Source organism: uncultured Abyssibacter sp. (assembly GCF_964000955.1).
Classification (GTDB): Bacteria; Pseudomonadota; Gammaproteobacteria; order Nevskiales; family OUC007; genus Abyssibacter.
The window spans coordinates 1-12,993 of the sequence record NZ_CAXFCL010000370.1 but is presented as its reverse complement, the minus strand read 5'-3'; the positions used below and the strand labels follow the sequence as shown (position 1 = coordinate 12,993).

Below are 12,993 nucleotides of genomic sequence, written 5' to 3'. Positions count from 1 at the left end.
CCGCTGCGGAAGTCGCCGTGCGCGCGCTGGGCAGCATGGAACCGGCCCGACTGGAGATCGGGCAGGGCGACATGGCGCAGTGGAACAACTACCGCCGGCCGCGACGGATCGATCCGGAACAGGATGCCGACACCCGCGCGACGCTGATCAAGGCGCGCGGCACGCGCAGCGGCGCCGTGCTGGCCAGCCTGTTGCAGTTCAACGCGCATCCGACATCGATCAACGAGGATCCGCGGGTGCCGCATCCGGACTTCGTGCTCGGCGCCGTCGATCACCTGGAGTCCAGCTTCGCCGGCAGCGTGGCGTTGTACTTCAACGGGCCGATCGCCGATGCCTCGGCCTCCGGCCCGACCTCCGGCGATACGCCCTACGCACGGGTGCGCAGCCGCGGCGCCGGCATGGCGACCGACGTGCTGGGCTTCACCGTCGAGCGCGTGATCGACAGCGGTTTGTCGGTGCGGCATCAAAGCGTGCTGCTGCCGGTGACCAACCCGCTGTTCATCGCGGCAGGCGGTCTCGGTGCGTTCAATCGCTACTACGATTTCCTGAACCTGCCGGTTGCCGACATTCCCGGCATCGGACCGGAGCTGGCTTCCGCGCTGACGACTCTGCCGCAGGTGACGCCAACCGCGCAGACGCTGGTCTCCCGCATCAGTCTCGGGGATGGCGAGGGCGGCCTGGAGGTCGTCACGATTCCCGGTGAGGCGACGGGAACCTTCGGTGAGTTCATCCGCTCGCTGGCCGACCCGGCCGATCGCGTGATGCTGTTGGGGCTGACCCAGAACTCCTTCGGCTACATCCTGCCGGAGGAGGAGTTCAGCTACATCGACGCCAGTGGCGATACCGGGCTGGCGCTGCCGTACACCGGCTACGAGGAATTCGTGTCACTGGGGCCGCTGACCGCGCCGCTGCTGCGCTCCCAGGGCTACATCCCGCTGTTCGACGCCGAGGCGAGCGAGCACGTGCCGGATTACCTGGCGGCCTGCCAGAGCGACCCGACGGCGGAGGATTGCATCGTCAACGTCATCGGTCGCCGCCTGGACTACGTGCAGCGCGGCCTGTCGGGTGCCTGCGTCGACAACGGTCTGCCCGGGGATTTCTGCGCGCTGCTGAATCCGGACACGCCGCTGGAGGAGGCCTGCACGGATGCCGGTCTGCCCGCGGGAGTCTGCAGCTTGTTCGGAAGCGGTGCGCCGTCGGAGCCGGATGACACGGATCTGATCGGCGCGGCCATCGAGGCCACGGTGGCCGGCTGCGACGTGCTTGATCCGGCGCATTGCCTGATGCCGTTTCCCAGCAACCACTTCACCGTGTCGGCGGCGCAGGGCAGCCCGCAGGCCGCCGGGACGGGGCGACGCGTCAACTTCAATGTGCTCGGCATGCCCCGCAATGTCGCCGGCAAGCCGATCGATCCCAGCGAGTGGAACCGCAACGACGGTTTCTCGCCGGGGCAGCTCATCGTCACCTACGTGCCCGATCTCGCGTCCAACCCCGATGGCACCATCCCGGGAGCGCCGCCGCTCACGGATCTGCCGAGGTCACTGGATGTCGCGAGCAGTTCGGTGCTGGTGCTGGATGCCGAGACCGGACAGCCTCACCCGGTGTGGGCCGAGGTCGATCTCAATGCCGGCCTGCTGCTGCCCGCCCAGGGCACGGCGAATCCCGCGGCCCGGCGCCCGGCGCTGCTGATCCGCCCCGGGCGCAACTTTCGCGAGGGCCGGCGCTATGTCGTGGTCCTGAAGAACCTGCGTGACACGGCGGGCAACCCGATCGGCGCACAGCCCGCGTTCGCGACCTGCCGGGACGATCGGAGCAGCGCGCTGCCGGCCATCGCTGAGCGTTGCGACGAGCTCGCGGCGTCGGTGTTCCCGGTGCTCTCCGAGGCCGGCATCCGGGTGACCGGCAACCAGGGGCTTTATCTGGCCTGGGATTTCACCGTCGCCAGCGCGGAGAACACCATCAGCCGTCTGCGGCACATGCGTGACGACGCCTTCGTCAACTATCTGGGCCAGGTCGAGAATGCCGATGGCGAGATTCTCGAACTGGGTGCCGCGCCGCTGTTCACGGTGGAGCGGGTTACCGAGCAGCCCTACGGTGACAACACCTCCCGGCGTATCGCCCGACGCATCGAGGGCACCATCACCGTGCCCAGCTACGTGGCACCGTCCGATCCCGCGCCGGTCGACAACCTGGTGTTCGATCTGGAGGCCCTCTGCGGTGGCCTGCCAGTCGCTCCGCTGGCCGCGGGATGTTCGGAGGCGTTGCAGACCGCGCTGGATATTCCCGACGGCCTGAGCCTGCCGCCGAACCGCCTGTTCTACAACGTGCTGGACGGCATCAATCCGGCCGACCCGGCCAGCCTGCGCTACGGCGACGGCCTGCCGGACTCCACCGGCACGATGACCACGCGGTTCACCTGCCAGATTCCGGTGGACGCCACGCCGGACTCGCCGGCCCGCGCCGGCATTTACGGTCACGGCCTGCTCGACGGCCATCAGGCGATCAACTACGACCGCGTGCCGGAGTTCTCGTCGGATCACAACTTCCTGTTCTGCGGCGTCGACCTGTTCGGTTTCGCTACCGGCGATCTGGTCAACGTGCTCAGCGCGCTGGTCGACTTGTCGAACTTCCCGGTCGTGCCTGATGCCTCGCAGCAGGGTTTGCTGAACTTCATGTTCCTGGCCCGCGCGCTGCGCCACCCGAACGGGTTCGCCGCGCATGCGGCGTTCCAGAGCGGCGGGGAGCCGGTGTTCTCCAACGCGGAGATCTTCTACGACGGCAACTCCCAGGGCGGCATCAGCGGCGGGCCGGTGATCGCGCTGTCCAAGGACGTGAATCGCGGCGTGCTCGGCGTGGTCGGGATGAACTACTCGACACTGCTGCGCCGTAGCGTGGATTTCGACAACAGCTACGAGTTCGATGGCATTCCGCCCTACGCCTGGCCGCTGTACCTCGCCTATCCGGACGATCTGGATCGCGACCTCGGGTTCGCGCTGATCCAGATGCTGTGGGATCGCAGCGAGAACAACGGCTACGCCCGCCACATCATCGACAACAGTGCGCTGTCCGGACCGGACAACCAGATCCTGATGCACCCGGCGTTCGCCGATCATCAGGTCACGCACTGGAGCGCCCAGGTGATGGCGCGCACCGCCGGCGTGGACATGGCCGATCTGTACTACCGCGGCGCCGAAGAGGGCGTGAACTATCCGGTCGCCTCCCGCGACGCGTTCTTCGCCGAGCGTGATCCCGATGTTGCGCCGTTCTGGGACCTGCCGCTGGTCGGGCGTGACGCCGGTGCGGCCTACGACGGAGCGGACTGCATCGGTGACTGCCGCACCACCACCTCGGCCTTCATCGAGTTCGACGAGGGGATGACCGCGATCCCGCCCGTGGGCAACGTACCGCCGCGCGCCGACGAGTTCGATCCGCATCAGTACCCGCGCGGCACCGCCTTCGGGATGTGTCAGAAATCGCACTTCCTGCATCCGCAGGGCCGGGTGATCAACGTGCAGGGCGAGCAGCGGGTGACCCGTGCGGCCGACTGTCCTCCGGTGCAGGCCGTGCCGCCCGGTGAGGCGGTGACCGGTGGTCATGTCGAGCCCGGAGGTGGTGTTGCCGGAGGTGTCGAAGACACGCTGGATCAGCTCGGCTCCTACTGCGCCAGACTGGAAGGGCCGGATGCGTTGTGTGCCACGCTGAGCCTGCTGACGGACACCCTCGGCGCGGCCGGTGACGAGATCATCACTACGCTGGCGACGCAGTGTTCGACGCTGCTTGCCGGCAACGCGGCCTGCGACCTGCTCGCGCCGGTCAACCCGGAGGGGGACGGTACGGCGCGGGCCGGCGCCGCGGTGGTTGATGCGAGCTGGCACATGGGGCCGTCCGCCGGGCAGTTCGCCGATTCCGGTTACGGCATTGATGGCGGCCGCGGTTTCGATCCCTATCTGCATTCCACGCGCAAGGTCGGATCGGACACGCTGGCCGATCGCATCACCACGCGCGCGCTGGTGGTCGAGGGGGCGAATGGCCGCCGCATCGCGGTCGCCGCCAACGAGCTGTACCTCCCGAATGACCTGCTGCGCCGTCGTCTGGTGCAACTGCTGCAGGAATACGACGCGACGGCGATCGCCGAGGGCCGCGAGCCGCTGGGCATCGCCGAATCGAATCTGGCGATGACTGTCTCGCACAGTCACACCTCGCCGTTCTACTCGACCCCGGCCGTGGGCACCTGGATCTTCCAGGACGTGTTCGACATCCGCTTCTACGAGTACATGGCCGAGCAGATGCGCGATGCCATCATCGCCGCGGCGGCCGACATGCGGCCGGTGACCATGGGCGCGACGGCGGTTTACGCCAATGACATCCGCGGTCATACCTACGGGCCCAAGGTGTCGCAGGAGCAGCGCACGCCGAACACGCCGGCCGGCCAGCCCTACGACTACACCTCGCGGCAGATGTACGTGATGCGCTTCGACGACCGCGCGACCGGCGCCAATTACGCGAACTGGATCGTCCTGGGCATCCATCCCGAATGGGTCTGGGGCGAGGAGGTGATGTCCGGCGACGTGACCCACGCGACCATGCGACTGCTGGACCGCGAGACCGGCGCGATCAACATCATGTCGCAGTCCGAGACCGGGACCTCCGGTCCGCACAAGGACGAGCGGGCGCATGCCGGCCACGAGCGCCACGAGTTCCAGGAGTCGGCCTTCGCCGGGGCGCACCGGGCGGCATTGCTGGTTGCGGACAACGTGAAAGCCGCGTTGCGGAACATTGTCTCGGACACACCCTGGGACTCCGGCCAGCATGCGGCCATGGCCGACGATTTCGTCGTCGATTTCGCCTACCGGCGGTTCGCGCCGCCGGTGACGCGACCGATTCCGGGCGTGTCGAACTGCAACTCCGATCGCCTGTTCTACGAGGCGAATCCGGGTATTCCGGTCCTGGGCTTCCCCGATTGCGAACATGTGGCCGATGACGTGGGTGACGGTCTCGGGGCGGTGGACGATCTGGTCGAGCCGTTCGAGGCGGTGTTCGGAGACATCTTCCCCAGCGTTCCGGAGACCTATGACGCAGTGCGCGCGCGCCTTGGCGAGATTACCGGTGGCGTGGTCGATCAGCTCGTCGAGCTGGGCGTGCCGGTGCCGATCAGCTACGGCGCGACCACGCTGGGGCTGGTCAGCGAGCAGGCCACGGTGCCCATCCAGGTGTTCAAGCTGGGTGACGTGGGGGTCACGTTCTGTCCCTGTGAGCAGTTCACCGATCCTGCGCTCAATGTCATCAGCCGCCTGAACCGGGTCGCCGGCGACATCCACACCGGCTGGGACTGGGACCTTGGCTATGCGGGTGACAACCCCCTGCGTGACCCGGCCAACAATGGTGATTTCGTTCACGGGGCGGATGAGGTTGGCTGCGTGGTCAACGGCGATACCGTGACCTGTCCGCATCCCGGGCGGGGGGATGACAGCGTGCTGACCACGACGCTGGAGGCCTTCGAACGGATGAAGGCGCAGATCCACAACGATGCCGCTGGCTGGGAGTCCCTGAGTTACGGACTGCATGCCGAATCCGAGCCGCTGGATCCGGCCGAGATCAAGGGCAACTTCACGCACGAGGAATTCCCGGAACACGGCTACGCCATGGTGGTGCCGGTGGGCATGAGCAACGACTACTGGGGCTACATGCCGGCCTACCGCGAGTACCGGGCGCATGACCATTACCGCAAGGCATTGGCGGCGCTGGGGCCGCATGGCGCGGATTTCCTCAATACCCGCCTGTCGCGGCTGGCGGCCGGTCTCAACGGTGGCCCCGGCATGCCGGGCTCGCCGCTGGATACCGCCTATACCGCGGAATCGCTTCGTGCGGAGGCGCTGGCCCGGACGCTGGGTGAGCTTGGACGTGCAATCGCCGCCGTCTACGACGTCACGCAACCGGCGGACGGTGGCGAGGCCCGCATCGTGGCGCAGCCCGCCGCGATCGAGCGTTTCGACGCCGCGACCGTGCAGTGGGTTGGCGGCGCCACCTGGCTGGGCATGCCCGAGGTCACCGTGCAGCGCCGATCTGGCGAGGCCTGGGTCACGGTCGGCGAGCAACGCGGCGAAGTCCCGTTGCATGTCGACTTCCTCGGCGGCACCTATGTCGAGGGCGGCGGGGGTATTCAGGGCGTCGTCGTTCCCGATCCGGTCGACTACGCCGCGTGGCGCGCCGGCAGCTTCGAGTGGGTGTGGACCGCCGCCTACGAGGCCTTCGTCTCCGAAGTGCCGGTGACCGATGCCGATGTCGCCGCCCGGTCGGACGCGCCCTACGCAACGCCGACCGGGACGTATCGGTTCCTGATCTCCGGACTGCGCCAGACCCTTGGCGGGCCGCAGCCGTACAGCCTGACCAGCGAGCCGTTCGAGGTGCGGCCCTGGGGCGGGATGACGGTGGAATCGCCGGTGCAGGCGGACGGCATGCTGCGCTTCGGCCTAGGTCCGGTGACGTTGCACGAGCAGTTCCAGTCCGGCGCGGACACGCGTTCGCCCACCGAGGCGTTCGGGCCGCGCACCGTGGGGCCGGTGGACTACCCGGATACCTGGAAGGTCGTCCGTGACGGCGAGACGGGGCTGATTCCCTGGGTGCGCAACGAGCGCAATCTCCACCGGTATTCCAACGGCGGCGAGGAGCAGTACTGCCATCGTTGCAGCTTCCGGCCCTGGGCGGATACCGGGCGCGGTGACGGTGTGACGGTGACGCTGGTCACGGCCGACGGCACGACACGGACGCGCGAGGCTGGCTCGGCCGACGGGCTGGAGTGGTCGGTGAATGTCGGTGGAGCAGATGCCTACATCGCGCCGGGTGGCATTCGCGATGCGTTCGGCAACACCAATCGGAGCTGTATCGATTTGGCGGGGCAGCGCTGCGCGGCGGCGGGGCGCTAGCCGGTTGCTTCACGCCAGGCGACCGCATTGCGGCGCCTGGCAGCAGCCGGCATGCTCGGCCGATGGGTTTTGACGACGGGGCCGGGCTGCCGGTGAACCCGGCGGGTTGGAGGTCTTGATGGAACAGGAATCCCGCGGCGCGGTGCTGCGTCAACGCGAGATCTACGTGAACGGGGCGGCCGGTCGCCGCTCGCCCGTTCCGGTGGACATGGAGGAGCTGGAGGTCGCGGCGCGCGATGTCATGGCCTCCGAGGCGTTCGCCTATATCGCCGGTGGCGCCGGTCGCGAGTCGACGATGGCGGCGAATCTCGCCGGGTTCGAGCAGTGGTGGATCGTGCCGCGGATGCTGCGCGATGTCGGCACCCGGGACATCGCCACCGAGTTTCTGGGCCGCCAGCTCGCCAGCCCGCTGTTGCTGTCACCGATCGGCGTGCTGGAGATGGCGCATCCGGAGGCGGATCTGGCCGTGGGCCGGGCCGCCACGGCCTGCGAAGTTCCGTACATCTTTTCCAATCAGGCGTCGGTGGCGATGGAAACCGTCGCCGAGGCCATGGGCGATGGCAGGCGCTACTTCCAGCTCTACTGGAGCAAGTCCAACGAGCTGGTCGAGAGCCTGGTCCAGCGGGCCGAGGCCGCCGGCTGCGAGGCCATCTTCGTCACCCTGGACACGACGCTGCTGGGCTGGCGCACCCGCGATCTGGGGCTGGCCTATCTGCCGTTCCTGCGCGGCAAGGGCATTGCCCAGTACACCTCCGATCCGGTGTTCCGCAAGCTGATGCGTCAGGGTGGCGGCGATGCGCCGGCGCGGGCGCCGATCAGCGTCAAGGCGCTGGCCACGCTGGTCGAATCGGCCATGTCCTATCCGGGCAACATGCTGTCCGCGCTGGGGTCGGGTGACGCGCTGAGAGCCGTGCGGACCTTCGTCGAGATCTATTCCCGGCCGACGCTGACCTGGGACGATCTCGGGTTCCTGCGCGGTTGCACCGACCTGCCGATCGTGCTCAAGGGCATCCAGCATGCAGATGACGCGCGCCGCGCCGTCGATGCGGGAGTCGACGCGATCATGGTGTCCAACCACGGCGGTCGTCAGGTGGACGGCGCGATCGGCAGCATCCAGGCACTGCCCGCGATTGCCGAGGCCGTGGATGGCCGCATCGACATCGCCTTCGACAGCGGCATTCGCGGCGGCGCCGACGTGTTCAAGGCGCTGGCGTTGGGCGCGGATGTGGTGGGCGTCGGCCGGCCGTATTGCTACGGGCTGGCCGTGGCCGGCGAAACCGGTGTCAGCGACGTGCTGAACAACCTGCTGGCCGATTTCGAGTTGACGATGGCGCTGGCGGGCGTTGCCAGCGTGGGCGACATCAACGCCGACACGCTGGCACGCGCCTGACGGCGGGCGCGGAGGACGGGGTCGCATTCCTGTTGGTGCTGGATTAGGGTTCCCGCGCCCGTTCGAATCCCGTTGAAAACGATGTCGCAATCGATTGTCCTCAGCCGGTTCGCCCGCAAGCGTCTGTTCCCCGCCAAGGGGCGCACCGACAAGTTGCAGGGCACCGATGCCGAGCAGTTCGTCGCCCACATCAACGCCGTCGAACCTGTCGCCCGGCTTGATGGCTACGCGCCGTTTTGCAAGCTCTGGGTCTACGAGAACTGGACGCCAACGCGGGTGATGGCGGTGCCGATCAGCGACGCCAACCGGCATCTGCTGTGCTCGGCCTACGAGGCCCGCACGTCCAGGGAACTGCCGGTGCTGACCCGCTGGTTCGAAGGTGTTGACCCGCCCCGCGCCAACTACCTGATCGTGATTCTCTACAGCCGCGAGCAGATGGCGCTGGAAGGCGACGTCATCGATGCCGACTGGGGCGTGGTTGGTTGCCTGCCCACGGCGGAGCCGGAGGAGATTCCGATGGCGCCGATCACCATGCTGCGCAACGCGCTGGGTGTGGAGGAGGGCGGCTCCGGCGTGCCTCTGGATCGCGAGGCCTATCAGCGCAGCGTGGCGTTCTGGGACACCCACGCCAACTGGAGGGAGTACGCTGGTTCGCGTTGACGCCGCGGTCACGTGCTGGACGGCGGGTAGACTCAAATGGGGGATATGGCCGGTGAGAGGCGGCGGCTACCGTGCGCTCTCCCAACCGATCGAGATCCCCGATGACACAGCTCAAATCCGTCGTGACGCTCGCCAGCGTCGCGTTGCTGTCTGCCTGCGCCAGCACACCATCCGCACCGCCGCCGGCCTACAACCCGGCCATGGGGGCCGAAGCCCAGGCCGCGGAGTTCATCAAGGCCGGCAATACCAAGACCCGCGGCGGCAGCCAGCGCGTGGCGCTGACCTCCTGCGTGGTGGCGTTCGGTACCAAGACCAGCGGTTACGCCACGACCAAGGAAGGCACCTTCGCCTACGACGATCCGGACAAGGTCCGCGTCGAAGCCAAGGTCAGCACGCTCTACAAGCTGGAGGGGATTGACGAGGCCCGGTTGCAGTCGATCACCGACACCGTCTGCGCCCGCGCCGAGCAGCAGCTCGTCGCCGCCGGCATGGACGTGATGCCGCATGCCGAACTGGCGCGAACCGCCCAGTATCAGGCCCTGGCCGCCAAGGGCCGCAGCACGCCGGTGGACTGGTCGCTGGGCAAGTCGGACTACCAGGTTTACGTGCCGACCGGCTGGACGTTGTTCGACCAGCGTTTCGACGGCACGGGGCGCACGCTGAAAAATATCTTCGGCCAGGCCTCGCGCAGCAATCCGCAGGCGCTGGAAGCCAAGCTGGTCAACGAGCTGGGCGTCACGGGTGTGCACCTCGACATCATGATCGACTTCGCCGATGTCGCCAGCAGCGACGAGAACTACACCGGTTTCGTTGGCCGCAACGTCGGCCGTGACAGCGCCAGCGTCGATGCCACCGTGAAGCTGGCCTCCACCGGCATGCTGAAGATGATCACGCCGGAAGCAATCAACTGCCACAAGCTCGGTTGCGACACCATCATGACGTCCTGGCCGACCTATCAGTCCACGCGGCCGCTGGTGTCCTCAGAGCCGTTCTACACCGACATGTATGACGCCCAATCCACCGGCAGCAAGGTGGCCGAGGGGCTGGCCAGCGCCATCGGTGTGCTGACGGCGTTCACTGGCGGCAAGGGCGGCAGTTACGACCACAGCGAATGGGGTGTGGTGGCCGATGCCGACGCGTACACGGACATCTCGACCCGCTATGCGGCGCACTTCGTCGATCTGGCGACCATCGCCCAGCGCCAGTAACCCGGACCGCAATAAAAGAAGCCCGGCGCGTGCTCAGCCACGGCCGGGCTTTTTCGTGTCGGCGGGTCGCCGATACGGGTCAGGCGGCGGCGGAGGCCGGCATCGGCAGCTTCAGCGCCCGCCACAGGTCCAGCGTCGGCTCCGCCCGGTTCAGCGTGTAGAAGTGCAGCCCCGGGGCGCCCAGCTCCAGCAATCGCTCGGACAGCCGGGTGACCACATCCAGGCCGAAGGCGCGCAGCGATTCCAGATCATCGCCATAGGCTTCCAGCCGGCGACGGATCCAGCGCGGGATCTCCGCGCCGCAGCGATCGGAGAACCGGATCAACTGCTCGTAGTTGGTGATCGGCATCACGCCGGGGACGACCGGCAGGGTCACGCCACGTGCCTGCAACCGGTCGCACAGGTCCTCATAGGCCTGGGCGTTGTAGAAGTACTGCGTCATCACCGCATTCGCCCCGGCATTGACCTTGCGGACGAGGTTGTCCAGGTCCGTCTGCGGCGTGGGTGATTCCGGGTGATATTCCGGGTAGGCCGCGACTTCGATGTGAAAGCGGTCTCCGGTGGTTTCACGGATAAAGCTGACCAGTTCGTTGGCGTAGCGGAATTCGCCCGGGTCGGTCATGCCCGGCAACAGATCGCCGCGCAGTGCCACCAATCGGGTAATGCCAGCTGCCTGGTATTGCTCCAGCAGCTCGCTGATCCGGTCCCGGGTCGAGCCGATGCAGGAGATATGGGCCGCCACCGGGATGCCCGTGTCCTGGAGCGTTTCGACACAGGTTTCCAGCGTACCGGTTTGCGTGCTGCCGCCGGCGCCGAAGGTGACGGAGAAAAACGCGGGTTGCACTTCGGCCAGTTGCTTGCGCACGGCCGCGAGGCGCTCGGCACCCTTGTCGCCCTTGGGCGGAAAGAATTCGAAGCTGAAATGCAGTTCGCTCATGCGGACTCCGGGTTGCGTGATGCAACCGCAGGTTCGGTGAAATCGGCCGGCGGGAGCGTGTGCTCCCGCCGGCCGGCGTGGGGAGGCGTTTAGTACCGGTAGGCTTCCGGCTTGAACGGTCCTTCCACGGTCACGCCGATGTAGTCGGCCTGCTTTTCGGTCAGCTTGGTCAGGCGGGCGCCCAGCTTGCCGAGGTGCAGCGCGGCAACCTTCTCGTCCAGGTGCTTGGGCAGGACGTAAACGTCCTTGTCGTACTGGTCACCCTTGGTGAACAGTTCGATCTGCGCCAGCGTCTGGTTGGTGAAGGAGTTGGACATCACGAAGCTCGGGTGGCCGGTGGCGCAGCCCAGGTTCACCAGGCGGCCGCGGGCCAGCAGGATGATCTTCTTGCCGTCCGGGAATTCGACGTGGTCAACCTGCGGCTTGATCTCGTCGAACTTGCACTTCTTCTCCAGGCTGGCGACGTCGATCTCGTTGTCGAAGTGGCCGATGTTGCAGACGATCGCCTGGTCGTGCATCCGCTCCATGTGCTCGAAACGGATGACGTTGTAGTTGCCCGTGGCGGTGACGAAGATGTCGGCCTGCTCGACGATGCCGGCGTCTTCCAGATTGACGACCTTGTGGCCTTCCATGGTCGCCTGCAGGGCGCAGATCGGGTCGACCTCGGTGACCCAGACGGTGCAACCCAGTGCCTTCAGCGACTGCACCGAGCCCTTGCCGACATCACCGTAGCCGCAGACGATCGCGGTCTTGCCGGCCACCATCACGTCGGTTGCGCGCTTGATCGAGTCGACCAGCGACTCGCGGCAGCCGTACAGGTTGTCGAACTTGGACTTGGTGACCGAGTCGTTCACGTTGATGGCCGGGAACGGCAGGGTGCCGGCCTTGGCCATGCGGTACAGGCGTGCGACGCCGGTGGTGGTTTCCTCGGTCACGCCCTGGATGTTCGCCAGCACCTTCTTGTACCAGCCCGGCTGTTCGGCGTTGCGCTTCTTGATCGCGGCGAACAGGAAGGTTTCCTCTTCGCTTTCCGGGTTGGCGATCAGCGACGGATCGTCCTCGGCGCGGGCGCCCAGGTCGATCAGCAGCGTGGCGTCACCGCCGTCATCCAGAATCATGTTCGGCGTGCCGCCGTCGGCCCACTCGAAGATCTTGTGGGTGTAGTTCCAGTACTCCTCCAGCGTCTCGCCCTTGTAGGCGAACACCGGCGTGCCGCCCGCGGCGATGGCGGCGGCGGCGTGGTCCTGCGTGGAGTAGATGTTGCACGAGGCCCAGCGCACGTCAGCACCCAGCGCCTTGAGCGTCTCGATCAGCACGGCGGTCTGGATGGTCATGTGCAGGGAACCGGCGATGCGCGCGCCCTTGAGCGGCTGCGAACCCGCGTATTCGTCGCGCGTGGCCATCAGGCCCGGCATTTCCGTTTCGGCGATCGCGATTTCCTTGCGGCCGAAGGCGGCGAGATTGATGTCGGCGACGTGGTAGTCCGTCGCGGTCTTGATGTCTTCTGCTGCAACACTCATGTGTGGCTCCGTATTCGGTTCGATTGGATTGAGGTCGAAAGGGGTGTGATCAGGCCGCCGCGGCGCCGCGCAGGGCCTCGGCCTTGTCGGTGCGCTCCCAGGGCAGATCCAGGTCTTCGCGTCCGAAGTGGCCGTAGCTGGCGGTCTTCTGGTAGATGGGCTGCACCAGATCCATCATGGTGACGATGCCGTAGGGGCGCAGATCGAAGTGCTCGCGGACCAGCGCGGTCAGCACACTGTCGTCGACCGTGCCCGTGCCGAAGGTCTCGACCATGATCGAGGTCGGCTCGGCGACGCCGATGGCGTAGGAGACCTGGATCTCGCACTTGTCGGCCAGGCCGCTGGCGACGACGTT

Annotated in this window: 7 protein-coding genes; 4 read left to right on the top strand and 3 right to left on the bottom strand. The window is 67.0% G+C overall.

Annotation, left to right across the window (positions count from 1 at the left end):
- Positions 1-17 precede the first annotated feature (17 nt).
- The 4 genes from ABNS06_RS18080 to ABNS06_RS18065 all read left to right on the top strand — a co-directional run bounded on the left by ABNS06_RS18080 (position 18) and on the right by ABNS06_RS18065 (position 10,181).
- A complete protein-coding gene (locus ABNS06_RS18080; protein ID WP_348676007.1) occupies positions 18-6,923 on the top strand; it encodes a hypothetical protein in 6,906 nt (2,301 codons plus the stop codon).
- A 118-nt stretch (positions 6,924-7,041) separates the two neighbouring features.
- A complete protein-coding gene (locus ABNS06_RS18075; protein WP_348676006.1) occupies positions 7,042-8,313 on the top strand; it encodes an alpha-hydroxy-acid oxidizing protein in 1,272 nt (423 codons plus the stop codon).
- 81 nt (positions 8,314-8,394) lie between these two features.
- Positions 8,395-8,973 (top strand): DUF3228 family protein, encoded by a 579-nt coding sequence (locus ABNS06_RS18070; protein ID WP_348676004.1) that lies wholly within the window; start codon positions 8,395-8,397, stop codon positions 8,971-8,973.
- Positions 8,974-9,074: 101 nt separating this feature from the next.
- Positions 9,075-10,181 (top strand): hypothetical protein, encoded by a 1,107-nt coding sequence (locus ABNS06_RS18065; protein ID WP_348676003.1) that lies wholly within the window; start codon positions 9,075-9,077, stop codon positions 10,179-10,181.
- Positions 10,182-10,260: 79 nt separating this feature from the next.
- Here ABNS06_RS18065 and metF read toward each other — a convergent pair whose 3' ends face one another.
- The 3 genes from metF to ABNS06_RS18050 all read right to left on the bottom strand — a co-directional run.
- The gene (metF, locus tag ABNS06_RS18060) at positions 10,261-11,118 is read right to left on the bottom strand and encodes a methylenetetrahydrofolate reductase [NAD(P)H] (protein WP_348676002.1); all 858 of its coding nucleotides are present in this window, start codon (positions 11,116-11,118) and stop codon (positions 10,261-10,263) included.
- 89 nt (positions 11,119-11,207) lie between these two features.
- Complete coding sequence (gene ahcY / locus ABNS06_RS18055) at positions 11,208-12,638, bottom strand: adenosylhomocysteinase (protein ID WP_348676001.1); 1,431 nt, start codon at positions 12,636-12,638, stop codon at positions 11,208-11,210.
- A gap of 49 nt (positions 12,639-12,687) precedes the next feature.
- Positions 12,688-12,993 (bottom strand): methionine adenosyltransferase domain-containing protein (locus tag ABNS06_RS18050; protein ID WP_348676000.1); only part of this gene is annotated, 306 nt, incomplete at its 5' end.